Source organism: Streptomyces flavovariabilis (assembly GCF_000725785.1).
Lineage (GTDB): Bacteria > Actinomycetota > Actinomycetes > Streptomycetales > Streptomycetaceae > Streptomyces > Streptomyces hawaiiensis.
The window spans coordinates 970043-995361 of record NZ_JNXD01000001.1 but is presented as its reverse complement, the minus strand read 5'-3'; the positions used below and the strand labels follow the sequence as shown (position 1 = coordinate 995361).

Here is a 25319-nt window from a genome sequence, read left to right as displayed (position 1 = left end):
ATGGGGTCCGACAGGCTGCGGGCAGTCTGGGGGACAGCGTCGAAGTCTATGCCTCGGCAGTGACACCCGGAGGGCTGACCCGCGTACCTTCGTGCGAGGCTTCGCGGGCACTCCCGCGGGCCGCCGCACGTTAGGCAGAGGGCGGACCTGCCGCCCCGAAATGTACGCACCAGGAGGCACCCAGCGATGTCGTTCCCGCCGCTCGACGACGAGCACCGCGGTGAGGAGATCCTCGCCGTCTTCGACACCGCCTTCGGGCAGCTGCTGGCCGCCGACCCGGCCGCGTTCCGGGTGAAGTTCCGCAAGATGGCGGCCTCGGCCTTCGCCTTCTACCGGGGCACGGCCGGCCTCTTTTACCACGACCTCGACGAGGAGAAGCGGGGCGGCCCGTACCTGGACGAGCGCACCTCCCGCGTGTGGATCCACGGCGACCTGCACGCGGAGAACTTCGGCACGTACATGGACGCCAACGGCCGCCTGATCTTCAACGTCAACGACTTCGACGAGGCCTATGTCGGCCCCTTCACCTGGGACCTGAAGCGCCTCGCCGCCTCCATCGCCCTCATCGGGTACGCGAAGGCGCTCGGCGACGAGCAGATCTCCGAGCTGGTGACGATCTACGCGGTCGCCTACCGCGAGCGGATCCACGCCCTGGCGACGGGCGCGAAGAGCGACGAGGTGCCGCCGTTCACGCTGGACACCGCGCAGGGCCCGCTGCTGGACGCGCTGCGTGACGCCCGCTCGCTGACCCGCTTCGGCCTGCTGGACTCGATGACGGAGATCCGCGACTTCGAGCGCCGCTTCGCGCCGGGCGGCGGCTCGGTCGAGCTGGACGCGGCCACCCGCTACAAGGTCCTCGCCGCCTTCGACGGCTATCTGGAGACGCTCCCGGACAGCTCGCTGACCCGCCCGGACTCCTACCGCGTGAAGGACGTCGTCGGCCGGCGCGGCATCGGCATCGGCTCGGCGGGTCTGCCGTCGTACAACATCCTGCTGGAGGGGCACAGCGACGCCCTGGAGAACGATGTCGTGATCTACATCAAGCAGGCCCAGACCCCGGCCGTCTCCCGGCACATCACGGACCAGGCGATCCGCGGGTACTTCCAGCACGAGGGGCACCGCACGGTCATCTCCCAGCGCGCTCTCCAGGCGCACGCCGACCCGTGGCTGGGCTGGACCGAGCTGGACGGCGCGGGCCAGCTGGTCGCCGAGGTCTCGCCGTACGCGGTGGACCTCGACTGGGGCGACATCGACGAGGCGGAGGAGATCGCCCAGGTGGTGGCCGACCTCGGCCGGGCGACGGCCACGATGCACGCGGCGGCGGACGACCAGTCCGGCGAGTCCCTGGTGCCGTTCTCCACGGAGCGGGCCATCGACGCGGCGATCGCGGCCGACGAGGAGGGCTTCGCCCCCCTGCTGGTCGACTTCGCGCACCGCTACGGCGCCCGCGCGCGTGCCGACCACCAGACCTTCGTGGACCTGTTCCGCAACGGACGGATTCCGGGTCTGTAACCGGCTTTGGCCATCCGCTCACTCACAGGCACCCTTTAGGGGTCCCCTACAGGCCCCCATGACAGACTCTCCTTTCGCTATGGACATATCCGGGATCCAGCTCAGAGCCGTGCGCGCGGCGCTGTTCACGGCCGTGGTCGTGACGCTCAGCACCGCGTCGCACGTGTTGCTGTCCCGGGCCCCGCTGCCGTTGAACACGGTGGCCCTGCTCACGGCCGCCGTGTTCGCCCTCGCGTACGCCCTGGCCGGACGTGAGCGGACCTACGGCCGGATCGCCGCCCTGCTGATCCCGCTGGAGCTGGCCGCCGACACGATCCTCACCACCGGCCAGCACGTCTGCTACGGCAAGGCGGGCGGGCCGGTCGCCGGCCCGCTGGCCTCGGTCGGCTGGGACGTGCTGTGCGGCGACGGGACCCCGGTGGGAACCCCGCTGGCGCAGGTCGTCGGCGCCGACCCCGGCAGGCTCGGCGGCCTCCTGGCCCACGCCGGCCCGGGCGCGGCCTGGCTCCTGCTCGGCGCGCACGTCGGCGTCGGCCTCATCGCCGCTGCCTGGCTGCGCCGCGGTGAGCGGGCGCTGGCCCAGTTGCTGCGGGCGGTGGCGGCGACCACCTTCCGTCCGCTGCTGCTGGCGGTCGCCGCGGTGGCCGTGCGCCGGACCGCTCCGGTCCGCCGCCTGCCCCGCCCCGCCCACCGTACGACCTCCGCCCTCAGCCTCCTCTTCGTGCACTCCCTGGGACAGCGTGGACCGCCGTGCTCGCCCGCCTTCGCCTGCGCGTGAACAGCACTGAGCACCACAGACCACCCATACGAATCCCGCACACACAGGTGTGCGCGTCCCCATGGAGATCCTCGACATGAGCAAGCGGAACAGCCAGGCGGCGAAGACGGCGGCCCGGGAGCGACTGCGCGTGGAGCGCGAGCGCGAGGCGAAGCGGGCGAAGGCGAGGCGGCAGATCATCGTCGCCCTGTCGATCGTCGGCGTCCTGGCGGCGGCGGGCGGCGTGGGCTACGCCATCGTCCAGGCCAACAAGCCCGACAGCTGGGAGGCCGCGAAGGACGGCAAGCTCGTCGAGCCGGCCAACACCTCGGGCAAGGACGGCACCACTGTCGTCATAGGCAAGGACAGCGCCAAGAAGACCCTCGTCATGTACGAGGACCCGCGCTGCCCGGCCTGCGCCCAGTTCGAGCAGACCATCGGCTCGACCGTCGACAAGGACGTCGAGGACGGCAAGTACAAGATCCAGTTCGTCGGCGCGACGTTCATCGACAACAACGTCCCCGGTGAGGGCTCCAAGAACGCCCTGAGCGCGATGGGTGCCGCCCTGAACGTGAGCCCCGAGGCGTTCCTGGACTACAAGACGGCCCTCTACTCGGCGAAGTACCACCCCGAGGAGACGGACGACAAGTTCAAGGACGACGACTACTTGATCAAGGTCGCGAACACGGTCGACGGCCTGAAGGACAACAAGGCGTTCCAGAAGGCCGTGAAGGACGGCACCTACGACAAGTGGGCACTGCTGATGGCCGAGAAGTTCGACGCGGACGGCAAGAAGTACGACTTCAGCGGCACGCCGACTCTGGTCATGGACGGCAAGAAGGTCACCGGAAGCGACGGCCAGAGCGCTCCCGGAAACACCGCCGAGTACACGAAGGCGATCGACGCAGCCCTCAAGGGCTAGCCGCTTCGCCACGGGTGCCGAACAGGCCACGCCGGCGAACCGGCGCCCGGGTCTGACCGTCGAAGAGCGGGTGAACTTCCGGAGTTCGCCCGCTCCGGCGCGTACCGCTCAGTAACCTGATCGGCTGTGACCAGTCGATACAGATCATCGAATACGTCGGAGGGCCTCAACTCCCTCACCCCGCGCCGCCGTACGGTCGTCAAGGCCGCGGCGGCGACCGCTGTCCTGGCCGGACCGCTGGCGGCGACCCTGCCCGCGCGCGCCGTCGACCAGGCCCCCGCGTTCCTGCACGGCGTCGCCTCCGGTGACCCGCTGCCGGACGGCATCCTGCTGTGGACCCGCGTCACCCCGGTGCCGGAGGCGATACCCGGCTCCGGGGTCGGCCCGGACACCGAGGTGAACTGGGTCGTCGCCAGGGACAAGGCGTTCGCGACCGTCGTCGCCAAGGGCTCCACCACCGCGACGGCCGCCTCCGACCACACCGTGAAGGCCGACATCCGCGGCCTGGAGCCGGGCACCGACTACTGGTTCCGCTTCTCCGCCGGCGGCACCGACTCCCCCGCCGCCCGCACCCGCACCGCCCCGGCGAACGACGCGGCCGTCGCGGGCCTCCGCTTCGGCGTGGTCTCCTGCGCCAACTGGGAGGCCGGCTACTTCTCCCCGTACCGTCATCTCGCGGCCCGCGGCGACCTGGACGCCTGGCTGCACCTGGGCGACTACATCTACGAGTACGGCACCGGCGAGTACGGCACCCGCGACAAGGTCGTCCGCACGCACGCCCCGGCCCACGAGATCGTCACGCTCGCCGACTACCGCGTGCGGCACGCGCGGTACAAGACCGACCCGGACCTCCAGGCGCTGCACGCCGCGGCCCCCGTCGTCGCGATCTGGGACGACCACGAGTTCGCCAACGACGCCTGGCGGGGCGGCGCGGAGAACCACACGGAGGGCGCGGAGGGCGCCTGGTCCGCCCGGCAGGCAGCCGCCAAGCAGGCCTACTTCGAGTGGATGCCGGTGCGCCCCGCGATCTCGGGCACCACCTACCGCCGGCTGCGGTTCGGCAAGCTGGCCGACCTGTCGCTGCTGGACCTGCGCTCCTTCCGCTCGCAGCAGGTCGAGGTCGGCGACGGCGAGGTCGACGACCCGGACCGCACGCTCACCGGCCGCGCCCAGCTCGACTGGCTCAAGGCGGGGCTGAAGTCGTCCGACACCACCTGGCGGCTGGTCGGCAACTCGGTGATGATCTCGCCGTTCGCCATCGGCTCGCTCTCCGCCGACCTGCTCAAGCCCCTCGCCAAGCTGCTGGGCCTGCCGCAGGAGGGCCTCGCCCTCAACACCGACCAGTGGGACGGCTACACCGACGACCGCCGCGAGATCCTTGCGCACCTGCGGACGAACGCGATCCGCAACACGGTCTTCCTCACCGGCGACATCCACATGGCCTGGGCCAACGACGTGCCGGTGGACGCCGGTACGTATCCGCTGTCCCCCTCGGCCGCCACGGAGTTCGTCGTCACGTCGGTCACCTCCGACAACCTCGACGACATCGTCAAGGTCCCGGAGGGCACGGTCTCCGCGGTGGCCTCGCCGGTCATCCGCGCCGCCAACCGGCATGTCCACTGGGTCGACACCGACCGGCACGGCTTCGGCGTCCTGGACATCACGGCCGAGCGCGCGCAGATGGACTACTACGTCATCTCCGACCGCGCGAAGCGCGACGCGACGGCCAAGTGGACGCGCTCGTACCGCACCCGCAGCGGAACGCAGAAGGCCGAGCGCTCCTACGACCCGGTGTAGCCGCCGCTACAGGGTCTCGAGAAAGCCGAGTGCCACCCGCCAGGTGGCCTCGGCGGCCTCGGCGTCGTAGTCCGGCAGGTCGGGGTCGGTGTAGAGGTGGCCGGCCCCGGCGTACCGGTACACCTCCACGTCGGCGCCGGTGCGGCCCATCTGGAGGTACCAGGCGCTGAGCCAGTCGTCCGTCTCGAAGGGGTCCGGCTCCGCCACGTGCAGCTGGACCGGCAGGTCCTCCGCCGTGACGTCCGGCGCGATGTCCGAGGTGCCGTGCAGGAGCAGCAGGCCGCGCGCCTTGTCGTCGCCGAGGGCGAGGGTCTGGGCGATGGAGGCGCCGAGCGAGAACCCGGCGTACACCAGCCCGCGCTCGGAGTAGGGAGCGGCGGCCAGCACGGCCCGCTTCAGCAGCTCCTCCTTGCCGATCTTCTCCTTGTGCTCCATGCCCTCCTCGACCGACTCGAACGTGCGCCCCTCGAAGAGGTCGGGCGTCCACACCTCGTGTCCGGCCGAACGCAGCCGGTCAGCGGCCTGGAGCACCGCGGGCCGCAGTCCATGGGTCGAGTGAAAGAGCATGATGTTCATGAGGCCATGGTGCCAGCCGGGTGTGACCTGCCGGGATCCCGGCACTACCCCCGACGCAACGGAAGTCACATGTTCATGCCCCCGGGAGCCGGTTAGGTTCGGTGGCATGGAGAACCTGCTACGACCGCTGATCGTGGTCGGTGGCTCGGTCGTGCTCACGCTGCTGATCGGCTGGGCCACCGACTTCCTGCTGCGCAAGGCCGACGAACGGCACCACGAGACCCCGCTGTGGGATCTGCTCCGCCGTGGCCGTATCCCCTACCAGCTCGTGCTGTGCGCGGCCCTGCTGAGAGGGTCGTACGACGAGGCCCAACTGCTGGAGAGCCGCGACGAGGCCGTCGGCCGGGTGCTGACCCTGGTGCTGATCGGGGCGACCGCCTGGCTGGTGATCCGTATCGCGGCGGCGATAGTCGAGACGTCGTACAGCCGCTACGCCAGCGCCCGGGCCCACCGTGACCCGGCCAGGGTCCGCCGGGTGCGCACCCAGGTGACACTGATCATGCGCGTGGTGTCCGCGATCGTCGGCGTGGTGGCCGCGGCGAGCATGCTGCTGACGTTCCCGGCGTTCCGCGCGGCGGGTGCCTCGCTGCTGGCCTCGGCCGGCATCCTCGGCATCGTCGCCGGTGTCGCCGCCCAGTCCACACTGAGCAACATGTTCGCGGGATTCCAGATCGCCTTCGGCGACATGGTGCGCATCGGGGACACGGTGGTGGTGGACGGCGAGTGGGGCACGGTCGAGGAGATCACCCTGACCTTCCTGACCGTCCGCACCTGGGACGAGCGGAGCATCACCATGCCGGTGTCGTACTTCACGTCCAAGCCGTTCGAGAACTGGTCGCGCGGCACGCCGCAGATGACGGGCATCGTCTTCTGGCACGTCGATCACACCGCCCCCGTGGAGGCGATGCGCGACAAGCTCCGCGACATCCTGCGCGAGTGCCCGGCCTGGGACGGCCGCGCCTACAACCTGTCCGTCACGGACACCACCCCGAACACCATGCAGGTGCGGGCCCTGGTGACGGCCAAGGACGCCGACGACATCTGGACGGTGCGGGTCACGGTGCGCGAGGAGATGATCCGCTGGCTGACCCGCGAGCACCCGTACGCCCTGCCCCGGGTCAACACGGCGGACGCGGTCCTGCCGCCGGCTGCCGGCGGCAACGGCCACCGCCCGGCCACGGAGGCCGTACCGGCACAGCAGCGCCGCTTCCACGGCAACGGCTCGGGCCGGCCGGAGGGGTGACGACGCGGGCCGGCGCCCGCACGGACGACCGGAGGGCTGCCCGCGCCGCGGGCAGCCCTCCTCCGTGCTGTCGGGTCAGTGGCCGCGCTCGGCGCCGCCGTTGATCTGGATGATCTGCGAGGTGATGTGCCCGGCGCCCGGGGAGGCCAGCCAGTGCAGGGTCTCGGCGACGTCCCCCGGGGTTCCGGCCCGGCCGTTCGAGGTCTCACCGATGAGCCGCGCCCGCCGCTCCTCGGCCATCGCGTCCCCGAAGAACTCGGTGTCCTCGATGTACCCGGGCGCGACCACGTTCGCGGTGATGCCACGCGGCCCCAGCTCCCGGGCGAGATCGTGGGCGTACGGGTGCAGCCCCGCCTTGGCCGCCGCGTACGCCCCGCTCCCGGACCCCCGGTAGGCGGCGATGGAGCTGAGGAACAGCACCCGTCCGCCGGGCTCGGCGAGCCGCGGCTTCAGCGCCTCGGTGAGCAGGACGGCGGTCAGCGTATTGAGCCGGAAGTTGACGCTCCAGGTGTGCGCGACGGCCGCGAGCGGATCGTCGCCCGGGGCGTCGGGTTCGAGCAGCCCGCTGCCCCCGGCGCTGTGCACGAGCACGTCCACAGCGCCCAACTCCCGCTCCACGAAGGCGGCGACACCGCGCACGTCCTCCGGCTCGGCGAGATCGGCGGCGTACGTCAGCGCGCCGGGCACCTCGGCCTTCTCCAGTACGTCGGCCCGCCGCCCGAGCAGCAGCACCCGATCCCCGCCCGCGGCGAACAGCCGGGCCGCCGCGAGCCCAATTCCCGTACCTCCGCCACTGATTACCACGTTTCGTGCCATACGGCCGACCCTACGACGTCCGGATCGGCCCCGGTCAAACCGGCGACCGCAGCGCAGGGCGCCGACTCACCGCAGGCTGCGGACGTCGAGATGCCGCAGCACCCGGTCCACCACCTCGGGATCCGAGCCCGGCTCACTGCGCGCCGCCAGCACCTCGTGCCGCGCCGCGCTCAGCATCTCCTGCTGGATGCGCCGCAACCGCTTCACCCGCCGGGCGCCCTCCCGGTACGCCTCCCGCCGCTCGTCCTCCGCGAGTTCGGGACTGATCCGCACCCCGATGTCGTAGGCCCGCCGCAGCATCTGCTCGGACAGTTCCTCCGGCAGCTCCTCGTTGTCCTCGATCTCCCGCAGTCTCTGCTTCGCCGCCTTGGCCGCCCGGATCGCCAGCGCCTTCGCGAACTCCTTCTCCTGGTCCGTGTCGGCCTTCACCCCGAGCCGCCGCACCAGCCACGGCAACGTCAGCCCCTGCAGCACCAGCGTCGCCATGATCACCCCGAACGCGATGAAGATGATCTCGTCCCGGCTGGGGAACGGCGCGCCCGCATCGGTCTCCAGCGGAATCGCCAGCACCAGCGCGACCGAGGCCACCCCCCGCATCCCCGACCACCACATCACCACGGTCTCGCGCCAGCTCACCGGGATGTCCTCGTCGTAGTCCCGCCGCGCGTGCAGCCGTTTGGTCAGCCAGGTCGCCGGCAGCAGCCACAGCAGCCGGGCGAGCACGACGACGACCACCACCACCGCCGCCCACCAGAGCAGCTCGCCCCACCGCCCGGAGGCCGTGCGGATCGCGTTGTGCAGCTCGAGCCCGACCAGTCCGAACGCCACGCCAGTGACGAGCGTGTCGACGATGTTCCAGAACGTGTGCCCGGCCAGCCGCGTCATGACGTCGTCGGCGTCGGAGCCGTACTCCGCGAGGAACAGCGCGGTGGTGAGCACGGCGAGCACCCCGGACCCGTGCAGCTCCTCGGCCATGACGTACGAGGCGTACGGCACCAGCAGGGTCAGCCCGATCTGCAGGGTCGCGTCGCCGAGCACCTCCATCAGCTTGTTCGCGCCCCAGCCCAGCGCGAGGCCCACGGCCACCGCCACCACGGCCGACAGCACCAGGTCGAGCCCGGCCTTCCAGGGCGAGAACGTCCCGCTGACTGCGGCGGCGATCGCCACGTGGTAGAGGACGATGGCCGTCACGTCGTTGAACAGCCCCTCGCCCTCCAGGATCGACACCAGCCGGCGCGGCAGTCCCAGCTGCCCGGCCACGGCGGTCGCCGCGACCGGGTCCGGCGGCGCCACCAGCGCGCCCAGCGCGAACGCCGCGGCGAGCGGCAGCCCCGGCACGATCGCGTCGGCCACGGCGGCCACGCAGGCCATGGTGACGAACACCAGCGCCACGGCCAGCAGGAAGATCGGCCTCTTGTTCGCCGCGAACTGCCGCCAGGACGTGCGCCGCACCGCGGCGTACAGCAGGGGCGGCAGCAGCAGCGGCAGGATCAGGTCCGGCGCGATCTCGACGTTCGGGACGAACGGCAGCAGCGCGAGGACGATTCCCAGGAGCGTCATCAGCACCGGCGCGGGCATCTTGAACCGGTCACCCACGGGGACGCTGATCACGGCCCCGAGCAGCAGCACGAACAGCAGGGCCAACTGATCCACGGTCAGCGCTCCGGGAGGTCAAGTGGTCACACGACTGACTTCAAGCCTGCCACGCAACTCCTATGACAAACCGTTTCAGCACCCGCCACGGAGAACTAGAGCGAACGCCGCATCCCCTGGTGCGGAAGGCCCGCCTCCAGGTACTCGGGCCCGTACGGCTCATAGCCGAGCCGCTCGTAGAAGCCGAGCGCGTGCGTCTGCGCGTGCAGGTCCACGGCCGCGAGCCCCCGCGCGCGTGCCGCCTCCTCGATGGCCCGCACCAGGGCGGCACCGACACCGAGCCGGCGCGCCGAGCCCGTCACGGCGAGCCGGCCGAGGGAGCCCACGGACGGGCCGGCGCCGGTCTGCGCCACGGCCGCCTCCCCGTGCAGCAGCCGCCCGGTCCCGAGCGGCACACCGTCGTCCCGGACCGCCAGCACATGGACCGCGCCGGCGTCGTACGCGTCGTACTCGAGGTCCTCCGGCACGCCCTGCTCGCCGACGAAGACCTCCTTGCGCACCGCGAAGCACGCCTCCCGGTCGGCCGGATCCTCGGCGACCCGCACCACGTACGGGGTGCTCACGCGTACGTCTCCTCGCGGACCTGTTCCAGGGCCTGGTGCAGGTCCTCCGGGTAGTCGCAGGAGAACTCCGCCCACTGCCCGTCCCCGGGGTGCTCGAAGCCGAGCCGCACCGCGTGCAGCCACTGGCGGGTCAGGCCCAGACGCTTGGCGAGCGTCGGGTCGGCGCCATAGGTGAGGTCGCCGACGCAGGGGTGCCGGTGGGCGGCCATGTGGACGCGGATCTGGTGCGTGCGGCCGGTCTCCAGCTTCACGTCGAGCAGCGAGGCCGCGCGGAACGCCTCGATGAGGTCGTAATGCGTGACGGACGGCTTGCCCTCGGCCGTGACCGCCCACTTGTAGTCGTGCTGGGGGTGCCGCCCGATGGGCGCGTCGATGGTGCCGCTGGTCGGGTCGGGGTGGCCCTGGACGAGCGTGTGGTACCGCTTGTCGACCGTGCGCTCCTTGAACTGGCGCTTCAGCGACGTGTACGCGTACTCCGACTTGGCGACCACCATCAGCCCCGACGTACCCACGTCGAGCCGGTGCACGATGCCCTGGCGCTCGGCGGCGCCGGAGGTGGAGATCCGGTACCCGGCGGCGGCCAGGCCCCCGATGACGGTCGGCCCGGTCCAGCCCGGCGACGGGTGCGCGGCCACGCCGACCGGCTTGACGATCACCACCACGTCATCGTCGTCGTGCACGATCTCCATGCCCTCGACCGGCTCGGCCACCACCTGCACCGGCGCGGGCGCCTGCGGCATCTCGACCTCCAGCCAGGCGCCGCCGTGCACGCGCTCCGACTTGCCGACCACCGATCCGTCGACCGTGACCTTCCCCGCGGCGGCGAGCTCGGCCGCCTTGGTACGGGAGAAGCCGAACATGCGGGAGATGGCGGCGTCGACGCGCTCGCCCTCCAGGCCGTCGGGCACGGGCAGGGTACGGATCTCGGGAAGCGTGCTCACCCGTCGAGTATGCCGGACGGCACCGGCAGGGCCGTACGCGCGCTCAGTCCTTGTGGACGGTCCCGTCCGGGTCGAGCCCCTTGAACGACAGCAGCACGATCAGGATGCCGCCGCACACGATCGCCGAGTCGGCCAGGTTGAAGACGGCGAAATGCTTGGGCGCGATGAAGTCCACGACCGCGCCCTCGAAGACGCCCGGCGCCCTGAAGATCCGGTCGGTGAGGTTGCCCAGCGCACCGCCGAGCAGCAGGCCGAGCGCGATAGCCCAGGGCAGGCTGTAGAGCTTGCGGGCGAGGCGGGCGATCACCACGATCACCGCCGCCGCGATCATGGTGAAGATCACGGTGAAGGCCTCGCCGAAGCCGAAGGCCGCACCCGCGTTGCGGATCGCCTCGAACCTCAGCCAGTCCCCGATGATCTCGATGGGCGGGTGGTGCTCCAGCTTGGCCACCACGATCATCTTGCTGATCAGGTCCAGGGCGTACGCGAACGAGGCGACGGCGAACAGCACCGCGATCCGGCGCCGGCCCCGCCCGGACCCGGGCTCGCCGGCCGGGGTGCCCTCGGAGCCGGGCCGCTCCTTGCCGCCCCCGGCCGCGTCCGGTGTGTCCGGCGTACCGATGATGCGCTCCGCCTCTGCCACGTGAGTCCCTCAACCTAGGTGCCTGACTGAGGACGAGGGTACGACACACCCCGTACGTCCCACGTGCTCAGGAGTCATTCAGAGGCCGGTCAGTACCGGCGCTCCTGCTTCTGCTTGCACTCCACGCAGAGCGTCGCCCGGGGGAAGGCCTGCATGCGGGCCTTGCCGATGGGATTGCCGCAGTTCTCGCACAGGCCGTAGGTGCCCGCGTGCAGACGTTCCAGGGCGCGCTCGGTCTGGAGGAGCATCTCCCGCGCGTTGGCCGCCAGGGCCAGCTCGTGCTCGCGGGTGATGTTCTTGGTGCCGGTGTCCGCCTGGTCGTCGCCCGCGCCGTCCCCGGAGTCCCGCATCAGACCGGCGAGCGACCGCTCCGACGAGGAGATCTCTTCGCGCAGCCGGGTCTCCTCGGACGTCAGCTCGGACCGCGCCTCCTCGACCTCCTCCACCGTCCAGGGGTCCTCGCCCGGACGGACCGCGAGCTCACCGGGATCTGCCGCGGCGACGCGTGCCTTCGGCACGGCGGTCTTCGCCGCCGTGGCCGTGCCAGGAGTCTTCTTCGCAACCACCGTCGTCGCTCCCGTCTGCTGCGCGGCCTCGGCCGCACCCGCCTTCTTGGCCGTGCTGCTCGCGGCCGTGTCCTGTGTGACCGCGCCGGTGCGGGCAGTGCCCTTTCCGGCCGCGCTCTTGGTGGTGGTGCTCTTGCCTCCGGCGACCTTCTCGGCCGGGGACTTCTTGGCGGCGGTCTTCCTCACGGCCGCCTTCTTGCCCGCCGTCTTCCCGACGGCGGCCTTGTCGGCCGGGGCGGTCTTCCCGGCCGCCGCCTTCTTCCCTGCCGCCTTCCCGGCCGGTGCCGCCCTCGCCGCCGATGCCTCGGCCGATGCCGTCTCTCCCGGCGCCTCGGCCGATGCCCTCGCCGTCGATGACCTGACCGTCGATGGCCTGGCCGTCGATGGCCTGGACGCCTGTGCCCTCTCCCCCGGTGCCTCGGCCGGGGCCTTGTTGGCCCTTGCCGTTCCAACCGATGCCGCCTTGGTCGCAGCCTTCCTGGCCACGGCCTCCTCGGCCCCGGCCTCCTCGGCCCCGGCCGGCTTGGCCCCGGCCGGCTTGCTCGCGGTCTCCTTGGCCGCGGCCTTCCTGGCCGTCGCCTTCTTCCCGGCCGCCTTCGTCCCCTCGGCCGCCTTCCCCCCGCCCTCCTTCGCCGCCCGCCCCGCCGAACCCCCCTGCGTGGACTTCTTCCCGCCCACGTCCTTGGCCGCACCACCGGAGGCCTCCGAGGACCTGCCGGACGCCGGCTGCTGTACGGCGGTCTTCTTCGCCACCATGGCCGCGGCCCCTTCACATATTGTGATCTTGCTCGCGCATCGTGCTGGGACGATAAATCGACTCGAGTCCCGCGGCAACGGGGCACACCGCCCGATTCGCCCGCCTCGCGCACGCCGCGCGGCGAACCTGCATCCGTTGTGCCCAGCTCCCCGCCCGGTAATCCGCCGGGCGGGACGTCCCAGGATCCGAACACCCATACCACCCCATTCGGGTCACCAAACCCATTTCGCGCCCCACCCGGCACCTCACCCCCGGCAGCCCCGAAAAACCGGTCGGCCGCCATCCGCGCGGCGCCGTACACTGGGCGGAGCGAAAAGCGTGGATGGGGACGAGTAGCGGCGTACGCAGCCCAGAGCGACCCGGGGACGGTGGAAGCCCGGGGGCGAGCGCGACGTGAAGATCACCCCGGAGCCGCCGGAGGAACGCCGGAGCCAGCGAGCGACGGCCAGTAGAACCGGCATCGCGACCCCAATGAGGGGGTTCGCCGGCGCACACCCCGTGCCGGAGGGCCAAGGAGGGTGGTACCGCGGGAGCGCGCCGAAGGCGGCGCAGGCAGACGTAGCTCTCGTCCCTCCGGACGGAAGGCAGCAAGTCCGCCGGAGGAAGCCCGCTGATGACATCGCCGACGTATCGCCAGGTACCCGCCCAGGTCGACCTGCCCGCCCTCGAGCACGCCGTGCTCGACTTCTGGCGCGAGCAGAAGATCTTCGCCAAGAGCCTGGAGCAGTCCGAGGGCCGCCCCGAGTGGGTGTTCTACGAGGGCCCGCCCACCGCCAACGGCATGCCCGGTGCCCACCACATCGAGGCGCGCGTCTTCAAGGACGTCTTCCCCCGCTTCCGCACCATGCGCGGCTACCACGTGGCCCGCAAGGCCGGCTGGGACTGCCACGGCCTCCCGGTGGAGCTCGCCGTCGAGAAGGAGCTCGGCTTCTCCGGCAAGCAGGACATCGAGGCGTACGGCATCGCGGAGTTCAACGCGAAGTGCCGTGAGTCGGTGACCCGGCACACGGACGCCTTCGAAGAGCTCACGACCCGCATGGGCTACTGGACCGACCTGAACGACCCGTACCGCACGATGGACCCCGAGTACATCGAGTCGGTCTGGTGGTCACTGAAGGAGATCTTCAACAAGGGCCTGCTGGTCCAGGACCACCGCGTCGCCCCCTGGTGCCCCCGCTGCGGCACGGGCCTGTCCGACCACGAGCTGGCGCAGGGCTACGAGACGGTCGTCGACCCGTCGGTCTTCGTCCGCTTCCCGCTCACCTCCGGCCCGCTGGCCGGCGAGGCCGCGCTCCTGGTGTGGACGACGACCCCGTGGACCCTGGTGTCCAACACCGCCGTCGCCGCCCACCCCGAGGTCACCTACGTCGTCGCGACGAAGGGCCCAGAAGGTTCGGAGAAGCTGGTCGTCGCCGAGCCGCTCCTCACCAAGGCCCTCGGCGAGGGCTGGGAGACCACCGGGCAGTCCTTCACGGGCGCCGAGATGGAGCGCTGGACGTACCAGCGCCCCTTCGAGCTGGTGGAGTTCCCGGAGCCGGCGCACTTCGTCGTCAACGCCGAGTACGTCACCACCGAGGACGGCACGGGTCTGGTCCACCAGTCCCCCGCCTTCGGTGAGGACGACCTCAAGGTGTGCCGCTCCTACGGCCTCCCCGTCGTGAACCCGGTCCGCCCGGACGGCACCTTCGAGGAGGACGTCCCGCTCGTCGGCGGCGTCTTCTTCAAGAAGGCCGACGAGAAGCTCACCGCCGACCTCGACAGCCGCGGCCTGCTCTTCAAGCACATCCCGTACGAGCACAGCTACCCGCACTGCTGGCGCTGCCACACCGCGCTGCTCTACTACGCACAGCCCTCCTGGTACATCCGCACCACGGAGATCAAGGACCGGCTCCTCACGGAGAACGAGGACACCAACTGGTTCCCGGACACGGTCAAGAACGGCCGCTACGGCGACTGGCTGAACAACAACATCGACTGGGCGCTGTCCCGCAACCGCTACTGGGGCACGCCGCTGCCGATCTGGCGCTGCGAGGACGACCACCTCACCTGCGCCGGCTCCCTCGCCGAGCTGACCGAGCTGACCGGCACGGACCAGTCGGGCCTGGATCCGCACCGCCCGTTCATCGACGACGTCACGTTCGCCTGCCCGCAGGGCGGCTGCGGGAAGACGGCCACGCGCGTGCCCGAGGTGATCGACGCCTGGTACGACTCGGGTTCGATGCCGTTCGCGCAGTGGGGCTACCCGTACAAGAACAAGGAGCTGTTCGAGGCCCGCTACCCGGCGCAGTTCATCTGCGAGGCCATCGACCAGACCCGCGGCTGGTTCTACACGCTGATGGCGGTCGGCACGCTGGTCTTCGACAAGTCCTCGTACGAGAACGTCGTCTGTCTCGGCCACATCCTCGCCGAGGACGGCCGCAAGATGTCCAAGCACCTGGGCAACACCCTGGAGCCGATCCCCCTCATGGACCGGCACGGCGCCGACGCCGTCCGCTGGTTCATGGCGGCCGGCGGCTCCCCGTGGGCGGCCCGCCGCGTCGGCCACGGCACGATCCAGGAGGTCGTCCGCAAGACCCTTCTGACGTACTGGAACACGGTCGCCTTCCAGGCCCTGTACGCCCGTACGTCGAACTGGGCCCCGTCCGGGGCCGACCCGGCCCCGGCCGACCGCCCGGTCCTGGACCGCTGGCTGCTGTCCGAACTGCACGCCCTCACCGACCAGGTCACCCAGGCGCTGGACACCTACGACACCCAGCGCGCCGGCAAGCTGCTGTCCGCGTTCGTCGACGACCTGTCCAACTGGTACGTGCGCCGCTCCCGTCGCCGCTTCTGGCAGGGCGACAAGGCGGCCCTGCGCACGCTGCACGAGGTCGTCGAGACGGTCACGCAGCTGATGTCCCCGCTGACCCCGTTCATCACCGAGCGGGTGTGGCAGGACCTGATCGTCCCGGTCACCCCGGGCGCTGCGGAGTCGGTCCACCTGTCGTCCTGGCCGGAGGCGGACCTCACCGCCATCGACCCGGAGCTGTCGAAGCAGATGGTGCTGGTGCGCCGGCTGGTGGAGCTCGGCCGTGCCACGCGCGCGGAGTCGGGCGTCAAGACGCGTCAGCCGCTGTCCCGCGCCCTGATCGCGGCGACGGGCTTCGAGACGCTGGACTCCGAACTGCGCACGCAGATCACGGAGGAGCTGAACGTCGAGTCCCTCGCGACACTGAGCGAGGTCGGCGGCTCCCTGGTCGACACCACGGCGAAGGCCAACTTCCGTGCGCTGGGCAAGCGGTTCGGCAAGCGCGTCCAGGACGTGGCCAAGGCCGTCGCGAACGCGGACGCGGCCGCCCTGTCCCTGGCCCTGCGCGAGGGCACGGCGTCGGTCGAGGTCGACGGCGAGACCATCACGCTGGCTCCCGACGAGGTCATCATCACGGAGACGCCCCGCGAGGGTTGGTCGGTGGCCTCCGACTCGGGCGCGACGGTCGCGCTGGACCTGGAGATCACCGAGGAGCTTCGCCGTGCGGGCCTGGCCCGTGACGCGATCCGCCTGATCCAGGAGGCCCGCAAGAACAGCGGCCTCGACGTGGCCGACCGGATCGAGCTGCGCTGGACGGCCACGGACCAGGCGACGGTCGAGGCGCTCACCGACCACGCCGGCCTGATCGCCGACGAAGTCCTCGCCACGGCCTTCGTGAATGAGCACAGCGCCCAGGGCGAGGCGGACGGCACCTACGGCGAGCCCTTCACCGACGAGGGCCTGTCCCTGACGTTCCGCCTGCGCAAGGCGTAACCCTCAGGCCGAAGGCCCGGACCCGCCAAAGATCTTGGCGGGTCCGGGCCTTCGGCGTTGCGTACGCACGAACGCGATTGCGTACGCACGAACGCGAGAACGCAGAACCGAACGCGCACGGCAAAAAGGCGAGGCCCCGGGTAGGAACCCGGGGCCTCGCCCTGAACGCTGCCGACGTCTATGCCGTACTACTGGCCATCAGGCCGTCAGTTGTCATCCTCGTCGATCAGGAAGCCCCGCATCGGCGAGGGCGCCTGACCCATCGGGGACGGGCCCTGCGGACGTACCGGCGCCATCGGCTGGGTCATCGCCGGCGACATCTGCTGCTGACCGCCGTACGACGGACCGGACTGCGACGGACCGCCGCCCATCGTCTGGTTGCCGCCGCCATAGGACGGGGCGCTCGCGCCGGCCGGAGCCATGGAAGGCGCCGGGGACGGCGGGAGGGACGCGGTCGCCGGAGTGCGCGGCGGAGCCAGCGAGTCGTCGGCCTGGGTCTCCAGCTGACGCAGCTGCGACTCCAGGTACGACTTCAGGCGCGTGCGGTACTCGCGCTCGAAGCCACGCAGGTCCTCGACCTTGCGCTCCAGCGTGGCGCGGGCGGACTCCAGGGAGCCCATCGCGACGCGGTGCTTCTCCTGCGCGTCCCGCTCCAGGGCGTCGGCCTTGGCACGGGCGTCACGCTCCAGACCCTCGGCACGCGAACGCGCCTCGCCGACGATCTTGTTGGCCTCGGAACGCGCCTCGGCGATCGCCTGGTCGGCGGTCTGCTGGGCCAGCGAGAGGACACGAGCGGCGCTGTCGCCACCGGGACCTCCCTGACCGGGGCCGCCCATCGGACCGCCCATGGGGCCGGGGCCGCCCATCGGGCCGCCCATCTGCTGCTGCATCTGCTGCTGCATCGGGGGCTGGCCCATCGGACCCGGACCCTGGCCCATCGGACCGGGACCCTGGGGTCCACCCTGACCGCCGGGACCGGCGGGCAGCTGCGGGGCACCGCTCGGCAGCTGGGGCGGACCACCCATGGGGCCACCCATCTGCTGCTGCGGCGGGCCCGATATGCCGGCGGGTACGGGACCACCTGGACCGCGCATGCCCTGCTGCTGCTGCTGTTGTTGTTGCTGCTGCTGATCCTGCTCCGGAGGCTTGCGCATGTTCTGCTGGTTCTGCGCAGCAGCGCGCGTGGCCGCGGCCAGTTTGGCGCGCAGGTCCTCGTTCTCACGGAGTAGGCGGGTCAGTTCGGCTTCGACCTCATCGAGGAAGGCATCGACCTCGTCCTCGTCATAGCCTTCTCGGAGGCGGACGGTCGTGAACTGCTTGTTCCGCACGTCCTCGGGGGTCAACGGCATCTCTTCACCTCAACGTAGTCGTCGGCATTCGGCAAGACCGTAGTTCACATCGCTCACAGCCGACTCACGATCGAGATCAGGATGTAAACGATGATCATCAGTACGAAGAAGGACAGGTCGAGCGCCACGCCCCCGAGACGCAGCGGCGGAATGAACCGCCGCAGAAGCTTGAGCGGTGGATCAGTGACAGTGTAGGTGGCCTCCAGAACGACCACCATCGCCTTGCCGGGTTGCCATGAGCGGGCGAACTGGAAGACGTAGTCCATGACCAACCGGAAGATGAGCACGATGAGGAAGCACATCAGCGCGATGTAGACGACATCCAGAACCACGCTCATGATCGCTTGCTTCCCTCTCCCCTGTGCCCTGCTGTGTAGTGCTGTCTACTGCTGTTTCCGGTGGTGCGTCTCAGCTCTGGTTGAAGAACCCGCCCTCTGCGATGCGAGCCTTGTCCTCCGCCGTGACATCGACGTTAGCAGGCGACAACAGGAACACCTTCTGCGTCACCCGCTCGATACTGCCGTGAAGACCAAACACCAAACCGGCCGCAAAGTCGACAAGTCGCTTCGCATCTGTGTCGTCCATCTCAGTCAGATTCATGATCACCGGGGTGCCTTCACGGAAGTGTTCCCCGATGGTACGGGCCTCGTTGTAGGTCCGTGGGTGAAGCGTGGTGATCCGGTAAGGCTCTCGTTCGGACACGACCTTGGGCATGATCACCGGTGCGTTCTTCTCCAGACTTGCGCGTTCTTGTGTGATGGATGCCACGGGCGCGATGCGCGCCGGGCGGCTGGATTCCGCGGGGAGCGAAGCGGAGCGGGCGGCCGGTTCGCGAGGCGCGGGCGGCTGTACGACTCGTACCTCTTCGTCCCTTTGTGACTGATGTGAGACGTGCGACTGGTGGGACGGCTCGTGCCGCCGGTGGTCCCGCTCGGGCTCCGGGTCCAGTTCGGGTTCGAAGTCGTCGTCGGGGTCGAATCCGCGGCCGTCGTACCCATCGTCCTCCACGAGGCCGAGGTAGACCGCCATCTTGCGCATCGCGCCGGCCATGCTCTGAGTCCTCCGCTCTGTGGTGGATCGGCTGACGACTGCCAAGTGCCCGCGATCCACGAGGTCCTTGAATCCGCCTATCGGCGGCAATGACCATATTTTCTGCTGTGGTCCGACTTCTTGGCGACGTTACCCGAGCCTGGGGCGGACTCCGAGTACCGCGCTGCCGACGCGCACATGTGTCGCTCCGGCCGTCACGGCCTGTTCGAGGTCCGTACTCATCCCTGCCGAGACCATGGTGGCAGCCGGATGACTCCGGCGCAGGTCGGTCGACAAATCCATCAACCGCTCGAAGGCCGCCCGTTCGCGTCCTGCGAACTCCCCGGTGAGCGGCGCCACGGTCATCAGCCCGTCGAGCCGGAGCCCCGGGGCCCCGGCCACGAGATCGGCCAACTCCCCGATTCCGCCGGAGCCGATCCCTCCCCGCTCGCCCCGTCCGCTCACCCCGGCGTCGAGTGCGACCTGGAGAAGACAGCCCAGTTCGCGCCCGGCCCGGACGGCCTCCTTCGACAGCGCGGTGACGAGCTTGGACCGGTCGACGGACTGCACGAAATCCGCGTAACCGGCCACGGATCGCACCTTGTTGGTCTGGAGTTGACCGACAAAATGCCAAGTAAGGGGCAGATCCGCGCAAGCCGCGGCTTTCGGTGCCGCGTCCTGGTCGCGGTTCTCGGCGACGTGCCGCACGCCGAGTTCCGCGAGGATCCGCACATCGCTCGCGGGGTAGGTCTTGGTGACCACGATCAGGGTCACCTCTTCGCGCCCCCGTCCCGCGGCCGCACAGGCGTCGGCGATGCGTCGCTCAACTTTCGCCAGATTTGCGGCGAGTTCGTCCTTACGGTCCGTCATGCCCTATCAGTCCAGCCACACATAGCCCGCGAGCCGACCGGTGGTGCGGTCGCGGCGGTACGAGAAGTGATCGCGCGACTCCAGCGTGCACACCGGCGACTGCTCCCGGTCGCGCACCCCGAGCCGTTCCAGCTGAGCGTGGACTCCGGCGCTCACGTCGACCGCCGGTGTGCCCCAACTCGTCTCGGCGTACGCCGCCGGCTCGACGGCGGACACCTCGGCGCGCATCGCCTCGGGCACTTCGTAACACCGGCCGCAGACGGTGGGCCCGGTGCGGGCGACGATCCGGGAGGGCTCGGCGCCCAGTTCCGTCATCGCCCGCAGCGCGGCCGGGACGACTCCGGCGATCATGCCGGGCCGGCCCGCGTGGGCCGCGGCGGCGATCCCGGCGACGGGGTCGGCGAGCAGCACCGGCACGCAGTCGGCGGTGAGTACGGCGAGGGCGAGCCCCCGGCGGACGGTGACGATCGCGTCGACCGACGGGATCCGGGTCGAAGATCCCCAGGGTCCGTCCACCACCGCCACGTCGGCCCCGTGCACCTGGTTCATCCAGACCACCCGGTCCGGCTCGACGCCCAGGGACTTCGCGGCCAGGTCGCGGTTGGTGCGTACGGCGTCGGGGTCGTCGCCGACCGCCCCGCCGAGGTTGAGCTCCTCATACGGAGCGGCGCTCACCCCGCCCCACCGGTCGGTGAAGCCGAAGTGCGCGCCGCTCGCGCTTTCGCGGTGTCCTATCACGACTGAAGGATCACTTGAGGAAGTCCGGTACGTCCAGTTCCTCGGCCGCGCTGTCCGAGTAGGTCCGCGGCGCCGGCGGGACCGGCGGGGCGACCGGGATGTCCTTGACCGGCTCCGGCGCGGGCTCCGGGTCCTCCTTCGGGGTCACGCTGCCGAGCGATCCGAAGGAGGGGCGGCTCTCGGTCTGCCGTACCGGGGCCGGCTCCTCGCGCTTGGCCGAGGACGAGCCGAGGACGTTGTCCCGCTTGGCGGGCGGCTGGCCGCCGTCGAAGCCGGCCGCGATCACGGTGACCCGGACCTCGTCGCCGAGGGCGTCGTCGATCACCGCGCCGAAGATGATGTTGGCCTCGGGGTGAGCGGCCTCGCTGACCAGCTGGGCGGCCTCGTTGATCTCGAACAGACCGAGGTCGGAGCCACCGGAGATGGAGAGCAGCACACCGCGGGCGCCGTCGATGGACGCCTCCAGCAGTGGCGAGGAGATCGCCATCTCGGCGGCGGCCACCGCGCGGTCGTCGCCGCGGGCGGAGCCGATGCCCATCAGGGCCGAGCCGGCCTCGGACATGACCGACTTGACGTCGGCGAAGTCGAGGTTGATGAGGCCCGGGGTGGTGATGAGGTCGGTGATGCCCTGGACACCGGAGAGCAGGACCTGGTCGGCCGACTTGAAGGCGTCCAGCACCGAGACCTGGCGGTCCGAGATGGACAGCAGCCGGTCGTTCGGGATGACGATGAGGGTGTCGACCTCTTCGCGGAGTTCCGCGATGCCGTCCTCGGCCTGGTTCGCGCGGCGCCGTCCCTCGAAGGTGAACGGGCGCGTGACCACGCCGATGGTGAGGGCACCGAGCGAGCGGGCGATGTTGGCCACGACGGGCGCGCCGCCGGTGCCGGTGCCGCCGCCTTCACCGGCTGTCACGAAGACCATGTCGGCCCCCTTGAGGACCTCCTCGATCTCCTCGCGGTGGTCCTCGGCGGCCTTGCGGCCCACGGCCGGGTTGGCTCCGGCGCCGAGTCCGCGGGTGAGTTCACGGCCGACGTCCAGCTTGACGTCGGCGTCGCTCATCAACAGAGCTTGCGCGTCGGTGTTGATGGCGATGAACTCGACGCCCTTGAGACCGACCTCGATCATCCGGTTGATGGCATTGACACCACCGCCGCCGACACCGATGACTTTGATGACTGCGAGGTAGTTCTGCGGTGCTGCCACGTCGAAGGCCTCTCGCCTCGAGTTACGTGTCGCCGAATCAGCGTGACGCCCTGCGCCCCGCGACCCGACGACTGATGCCGAATGGGACGGTCCGTATCGCCGACCCGAACCCTAACCCTGAAGTTTAGGGTTACCAGTGTGTCCGTTCCTTGGAGTCTTCTGAACAGGACACTAAGTCGACAAGTGGCGCACGTTCAACGAACACGCCGAACCTCCCGTTTTTCTTTTCACCCTATGTGATCAGCCGTAGCACTGCCCAACCAGGGTGCTGGCCTGCGCGGATGTGCGTCAACTCCCTGATGACGCGGGCGCGGTGGGGACACTCACGTCGAAGTACCGCGCACCGGGCGAGGCTTTCATCAGAGCGGTGAGTGTGCGAGCCTTCGCGGCCCCCTTCTCGCTGCTCCCCCAGACGACCGTACGGCCGCCCCTCAACTCCAGCGAGATGTCGTCGTAGGAACGGACCTTGACGGTCCGTGTGTCGCGCGCGACGGCGGCCGGAACCGCGCGGGCGACACCGACCGCCTCGCGCACCAGCCGGGACTCGCCGAAACGGCGCAGGCTCGCGGCGGCGGAGCTGGACCGGGAGAGCGTCAATTCCAGTGCGGCGACGCCTTTCGGGGCTTCGGAAACCGTGGCGAAGCGGACACCTTCATCGTCCACTTCGACGAACTTTCCGCCCTTTTGCACAATCAGAACCGGAGTCCGCTCAACCACTTTCAGGTCGATTCCACGGGGCCAGGAACGGACCACGTCAACCGCGTCAATTCGGGGCATTTTCTGGCGCAGTCGCGTCTCGATCGCATCGGTGTCGACGGAAATCAGCGGCTTCCCGAGCGGAACCTCCGCGGCGGCCTCGACCTGAGCGGGCGTCAGGACCCGGGTGCCGGACACGGAGACATGCTCGGCGCGCAGCCAGTCGGAGCCGTAGAACAGCCAGACCGTCGGGATGCCGAGGAAGACCAGGGCGAGGCCCAGGAGGACGATCGCGCGGAGCCGGGCCCGCCTCGACCGCAGGCGGGGCGGCGGGCCGGACGACTCCTGCTGGCGTTCACCGCGCTCGGCGGTGGTCGATCCGGCCACGCTCCCTGCCTTCCGTCATACAGTCCTATCGGTGTGCACGGCTGGCGGCGATCGCCTCGTACACCATGCCGACGAGCAGATCGTCGGCGTCCCGGCGGCCGAACTCGGCGGCGGCGCGGGACATCTGGTACAGCCGGTGCGGGTCGGCGAGCACGGGCAGGACGTGTCGCTGGACCCACTCGGGGGTCAGCTCCGCGTCGTCGACCAGCAGTCCGCCGCCGGCCTTGACCACCGGCTGGGCGTTGAGCCGCTGTTCGCCGTTGCCGATGGGCAGCGGGACGTAGGCGGCCGGGAGCCCGACGGCGGAGAGTTCGGCGACGGTCATCGCGCCCGCGCGGCAGAGCATCATGTCGGCCGCGGCGTACGCGAGGTCCATCCGGTCCAGGTAACTTACCGGGATGTAGGGGGGCATTCCCGGCATCTGGTGGACCTGCGGCAGTTCGTTCTTCGGGCCGACCGCGTGCAGGATCTGGATTCCGGCCTGCTGGAGCCAGGGCGCGACCTGCTGGATGACCTCGTTCAGGCGGCGGGCACCCTGGGAGCCGCCGGTGACCAACAGCGTGGGCAGGTTCGGGTCGAGCCCGAACGCGGCCCGGGCCTCGGGGCGTACGGCGGCCCGGTCGAGCGTGGCGATGGAGCGGCGCAGCGGGATGCCGATGTAGCGGGCGCCCCGCAGCTTGCTGTCGGGCGTGGAGACGGCGACCTGGCTGGCGTACCGCGAACCGATCTTGTTGGCCAGGCCCGGGCGGGCGTTGGCCTCGTGGATCACGATCGGCACGCCCAGGCGCTTGGCCGCGAGGTAGCCGGGCAGGGCGACGTAGCCGCCGAAGCCGACCACGGCGTCCGCCTTGGTGCGCTCCAGGATCTGCTCGGTCGCCTTGATGGTGCCGCGCAGCCGGCCCGGGACGGTGATCAGTTCGGGGGTGGGCTTGCGCGGCAGCGGAACGGCGGGGATCAGCGCGAGTTCGTACCCGCGCTCGGGTACGAGACGGGTCTCGAGGCCGCGCTCCGTGCCCAGGGCCGTGATGCCCACGCTCGGGTCCTGCCTGCGCAGGGCGTCCGCGAGGGCGAGCGCGGGCTCGATGTGGCCCGCGGTTCCTCCGCCGGCGAGTACGACATGCACCGAAATTCACCGCTCTCCGGACGAGCGCGCCGCCGAGGCACGCCGTCGCATCGTGTTCCATCTCCGGGGACTCCGACCGGAACCGGTGCCCCCCGCCCCCCGCTTTCTACCAAAGCGGGGTTGCCGCATCGCAAGCGCCATCCGCGCAGCGGGGTCCTGACGCGCGAAGGCGATCAGCAGCCCGATGGCGAACATGGTCGGCAGCAGGGCGGATCCTCCGTAGGAGAACAGCGGGAGGGGGACGCCGGCGATCGGCAGCAGACCGAGCACCGCACCGATGTTGATCACGGCCTGGGCCGTGATCCAGGTGGTCACGCCTCCCGCGGCATACCTCACGAAGGGGTCCTCCGAGCGTCCGGCCACGCGGATACCCGCATAGCCTAGAGCCGCGAAGAGGGCGAGGACGGACAGCGTCCCCGCCAAACCCAGTTCCTCACCGGTGACGGCGAAGATGAAGTCGGTGTGGGCCTCGGGGAGTTGGCCCCATTTCTCCACACTCGCACCCAGTCCGGAACCAAAGATTCCGCCCGAGGCGAGGGCGTAGATCCCGTGCACGGCCTGCCAGCAGTCGACGGGTCCGGACTGGGGTTCGGTGGCGCCCAGGCACTGCAGGCGGGCCATGCGGTTGGGGCTGGTCTTGATGAGGATCAGGCCGAGGACGGCGGCGATCGACAGCACCCCGGCGAACAGCCGCGTCGGCGCCCCGGCCAGCCAGAGCAGGCCGAACAGGATGGCCGTGAGGATGATCGCCGTGCCCATGTCGCCGCCGATCATGATCAGACCGAGCAGCATGAAGGCGGCCGGCACCAGCGGCACGAGCATGTGCTTCCACTGGTTCAGCAGCCTCTTGTCCTGCTTGCGGGCGAGCAGGTCCGCGCCCCACAGCACGAGGGCGAGCTTGCCGAACTCACTGGGCTGGATCTGGAAGGAGCCGCCGACGGCGATCCAGTTCTGGTTGCCGTTGACCGACACTCCTATCCCCGGGACCTGCACCAGGGCCATGAGGAAGACGGCGCCCGCGAGGATGGGGTAGGCCAGCGCGCGGTGCAGTTTCACCGGCATGCGCGATGCGGCGAGCAGCAGGACGGTGCCGATCCCCGCCGCGAGCAACTGTTTGCGGAAGAAGTACGAACCGGGCAGCGACATCTGCAGCGCGGTGATCTGGGAGGCCGAGTAGACCATCACCAGTCCCAGCACGGTGATCAGCAGACTGCCGCCGAGGATCAGGTAGTAGGCGGTCAGCGGCCGGTCCCAGCCCCTGCGCACGCGGGTGTAGAGGCTCAGGACGGGGTTCTCCCGCGCGAGCCGGGGCGCGAGGGGGCGTTTGGGGGCGCGCGGAGTCGGAGGCCGTCCGGTGCGGCTGGTGGGCATCGCCGCTCACCCTGCCATGCCGGAG

22 protein-coding genes are annotated in these 25319 nt (G+C 70.4%); 6 read left to right on the top strand and 16 right to left on the bottom strand.

Translation table 11 applies throughout. The features are described 5' to 3' along the window. The first annotated feature begins 186 nt into the window (after positions 1-186). From IO24_RS0104430 to IO24_RS0104415, 4 genes are all read left to right on the top strand, one after another. Positions 187-1512, top strand: a complete 1326-nt coding sequence (locus tag IO24_RS0104430; RefSeq protein ID WP_031132024.1) for a DUF2252 domain-containing protein — start codon at positions 187-189, stop codon at positions 1510-1512. 79 nt (positions 1513-1591) lie between these two features. Next, positions 1592-2290, top strand: a complete 699-nt coding sequence (locus IO24_RS0104425; protein ID WP_031132022.1) for a hypothetical protein — start codon at positions 1592-1594, stop codon at positions 2288-2290. Positions 2291-2366: 76 nt separating this feature from the next. Further along, entirely contained in the window at positions 2367-3191 is an 825-nt protein-coding gene (locus tag IO24_RS0104420) for a thioredoxin domain-containing protein (RefSeq protein WP_031132021.1), read from the top strand. A 126-nt stretch (positions 3192-3317) separates the two neighbouring features. Next, positions 3318-4988, top strand: coding sequence for an alkaline phosphatase D family protein (locus IO24_RS0104415; RefSeq protein ID WP_031132020.1), 1671 nt, complete (start codon positions 3318-3320; stop codon positions 4986-4988). Between the two features lie 6 nt (positions 4989-4994). Here the strand turns inward: IO24_RS0104415 and IO24_RS0104410 are convergent, their stop codons facing one another. After that, positions 4995-5564: a dienelactone hydrolase family protein gene (locus tag IO24_RS0104410; RefSeq protein ID WP_031132019.1), complete on the bottom strand. Its 570-nt coding sequence runs from the start codon at positions 5562-5564 to the stop codon at positions 4995-4997. A 106-nt stretch (positions 5565-5670) separates the two neighbouring features. On the opposite strand from IO24_RS0104410, the gene IO24_RS0104405 reads away from it, so the two are divergent. Continuing rightward, a complete protein-coding gene (locus tag IO24_RS0104405; RefSeq protein ID WP_031132017.1) occupies positions 5671-6807 on the top strand; it encodes a mechanosensitive ion channel family protein in 1137 nt (378 codons plus the stop codon). Between the two features lie 75 nt (positions 6808-6882). Here IO24_RS0104405 and IO24_RS0104400 read toward each other — a convergent pair whose 3' ends face one another. The 6 genes from IO24_RS0104400 to IO24_RS0104375 all read right to left on the bottom strand — a co-directional run bounded on the left by IO24_RS0104400 (position 6883) and on the right by IO24_RS0104375 (position 12745). Further along, positions 6883-7623 (bottom strand): SDR family NAD(P)-dependent oxidoreductase, encoded by a 741-nt coding sequence (locus IO24_RS0104400; RefSeq protein ID WP_031132015.1) that lies wholly within the window; start codon positions 7621-7623, stop codon positions 6883-6885. Between the two features lie 66 nt (positions 7624-7689). Further along, positions 7690-9276 carry a Na+/H+ antiporter gene (locus IO24_RS0104395; protein ID WP_031132013.1) on the bottom strand — a complete coding sequence of 529 codons (1587 nt, stop codon included), beginning with the start codon at positions 9274-9276 and terminating at the stop codon, positions 7690-7692. Between the two features lie 95 nt (positions 9277-9371). Further along, the gene (locus tag IO24_RS0104390) at positions 9372-9839 is read right to left on the bottom strand and encodes a GNAT family N-acetyltransferase (RefSeq protein ID WP_031132011.1); all 468 of its coding nucleotides are present in this window, start codon (positions 9837-9839) and stop codon (positions 9372-9374) included. Further along, positions 9836-10780, bottom strand: a complete 945-nt coding sequence (locus IO24_RS0104385) for an RluA family pseudouridine synthase (RefSeq protein WP_031132009.1) — start codon at positions 10778-10780, stop codon at positions 9836-9838. Before IO24_RS0104385 ends, IO24_RS0104390 begins: the two co-directional genes overlap by 4 nt. Before the next feature lie 43 nt (positions 10781-10823). Beyond that, the gene (lspA, locus tag IO24_RS0104380) at positions 10824-11423 is read right to left on the bottom strand and encodes a signal peptidase II (RefSeq protein WP_031132007.1); all 600 of its coding nucleotides are present in this window, start codon (positions 11421-11423) and stop codon (positions 10824-10826) included. Between the two features lie 89 nt (positions 11424-11512). Then, positions 11513-12745, bottom strand: coding sequence for a TraR/DksA C4-type zinc finger protein (locus IO24_RS0104375; RefSeq protein WP_031132005.1), 1233 nt, complete (start codon positions 12743-12745; stop codon positions 11513-11515). 614 nt (positions 12746-13359) lie between these two features. On the opposite strand from IO24_RS0104375, the gene ileS reads away from it, so the two are divergent. After that, complete coding sequence (gene ileS, locus IO24_RS0104370) at positions 13360-16527, top strand: isoleucine--tRNA ligase (protein ID WP_031132003.1); 3168 nt, start codon at positions 13360-13362, stop codon at positions 16525-16527. Between the two features lie 206 nt (positions 16528-16733). Here the strand turns inward: ileS and IO24_RS0104365 are convergent, their stop codons facing one another. From IO24_RS0104365 to ftsW, 9 genes are all read right to left on the bottom strand, one after another. Beyond that, positions 16734-17876, bottom strand: a complete 1143-nt coding sequence (locus tag IO24_RS0104365; protein ID WP_031132001.1) for a DivIVA domain-containing protein — start codon at positions 17874-17876, stop codon at positions 16734-16736. Between the two features lie 53 nt (positions 17877-17929). Continuing rightward, positions 17930-18214, bottom strand: coding sequence for a YggT family protein (locus IO24_RS0104360; protein ID WP_007448661.1), 285 nt, complete (start codon positions 18212-18214; stop codon positions 17930-17932). A 70-nt stretch (positions 18215-18284) separates the two neighbouring features. Continuing rightward, entirely contained in the window at positions 18285-18926 is a 642-nt protein-coding gene (locus IO24_RS0104350; protein ID WP_031131999.1) for a cell division protein SepF, read from the bottom strand. 129 nt (positions 18927-19055) lie between these two features. Then, the gene (locus IO24_RS0104345) at positions 19056-19775 is read right to left on the bottom strand and encodes a YggS family pyridoxal phosphate-dependent enzyme (protein WP_031131997.1); all 720 of its coding nucleotides are present in this window, start codon (positions 19773-19775) and stop codon (positions 19056-19058) included. A 6-nt stretch (positions 19776-19781) separates the two neighbouring features. After that, positions 19782-20513 (bottom strand): peptidoglycan editing factor PgeF, encoded by a 732-nt coding sequence (gene pgeF, locus IO24_RS0104340; RefSeq protein ID WP_031131995.1) that lies wholly within the window; start codon positions 20511-20513, stop codon positions 19782-19784. A 10-nt stretch (positions 20514-20523) separates the two neighbouring features. Beyond that, positions 20524-21717 carry a cell division protein FtsZ gene (gene ftsZ / locus IO24_RS0104335; protein WP_031131993.1) on the bottom strand — a complete coding sequence of 398 codons (1194 nt, stop codon included), beginning with the start codon at positions 21715-21717 and terminating at the stop codon, positions 20524-20526. A 288-nt stretch (positions 21718-22005) separates the two neighbouring features. Continuing rightward, entirely contained in the window at positions 22006-22800 is a 795-nt protein-coding gene (locus tag IO24_RS0104330; RefSeq protein ID WP_031131991.1) for a cell division protein FtsQ/DivIB, read from the bottom strand. A gap of 25 nt (positions 22801-22825) precedes the next feature. Then, a complete protein-coding gene (murG, locus tag IO24_RS0104325) occupies positions 22826-23923 on the bottom strand; it encodes an undecaprenyldiphospho-muramoylpentapeptide beta-N-acetylglucosaminyltransferase (protein WP_031131989.1) in 1098 nt (365 codons plus the stop codon). 6 nt (positions 23924-23929) lie between these two features. Continuing rightward, positions 23930-25294, bottom strand: a complete 1365-nt coding sequence (gene ftsW, locus IO24_RS0104320; protein WP_031131988.1) for a putative lipid II flippase FtsW — start codon at positions 25292-25294, stop codon at positions 23930-23932. Positions 25295-25319 lie beyond the last annotated feature (25 nt).

Bases quoted from the DNA above. Each gene is read 5' to 3' on its own strand.
- IO24_RS0104430 (WP_031132024.1), top strand. From the start codon at position 187: ATGTCGTTCCCGCCGCTCGACGACGAGCACCGCGGTGAGGAGATCCTC.
- IO24_RS0104425 (WP_031132022.1), top strand. From the start codon at position 1,592: ATGGACATATCCGGGATCCAGCTCAGAGCCGTGCGCGCGGCGCTGTTC.
- IO24_RS0104420 (WP_031132021.1), top strand. From the start codon at position 2,367: ATGAGCAAGCGGAACAGCCAGGCGGCGAAGACGGCGGCCCGGGAGCGA.
- IO24_RS0104410 (WP_031132019.1), bottom strand. From the start codon at position 5,564: ATGAACATCATGCTCTTTCACTCGACCCATGGACTGCGGCCCGCGGTG.
- IO24_RS0104405 (WP_031132017.1), top strand. From the start codon at position 5,671: ATGGAGAACCTGCTACGACCGCTGATCGTGGTCGGTGGCTCGGTCGTG.
- IO24_RS0104400 (WP_031132015.1), bottom strand. From the start codon at position 7,623: ATGGCACGAAACGTGGTAATCAGTGGCGGAGGTACGGGAATTGGGCTC.
- IO24_RS0104375 (WP_031132005.1), bottom strand. From the start codon at position 12,745: ATGGTGGCGAAGAAGACCGCCGTACAGCAGCCGGCGTCCGGCAGGTCC.
- ileS (WP_031132003.1), top strand. From the start codon at position 13,360: ATGACATCGCCGACGTATCGCCAGGTACCCGCCCAGGTCGACCTGCCC.
- IO24_RS0104365 (WP_031132001.1), bottom strand. From the start codon at position 17,876: ATGCCGTTGACCCCCGAGGACGTGCGGAACAAGCAGTTCACGACCGTC.
- IO24_RS0104360 (WP_007448661.1), bottom strand. From the start codon at position 18,214: ATGAGCGTGGTTCTGGATGTCGTCTACATCGCGCTGATGTGCTTCCTC.
- IO24_RS0104350 (WP_031131999.1), bottom strand. From the start codon at position 18,926: ATGGCCGGCGCGATGCGCAAGATGGCGGTCTACCTCGGCCTCGTGGAG.
- IO24_RS0104345 (WP_031131997.1), bottom strand. From the start codon at position 19,775: ATGACGGACCGTAAGGACGAACTCGCCGCAAATCTGGCGAAAGTTGAG.
- ftsW (WP_031131988.1), bottom strand. From the start codon at position 25,294: ATGCCCACCAGCCGCACCGGACGGCCTCCGACTCCGCGCGCCCCCAAA.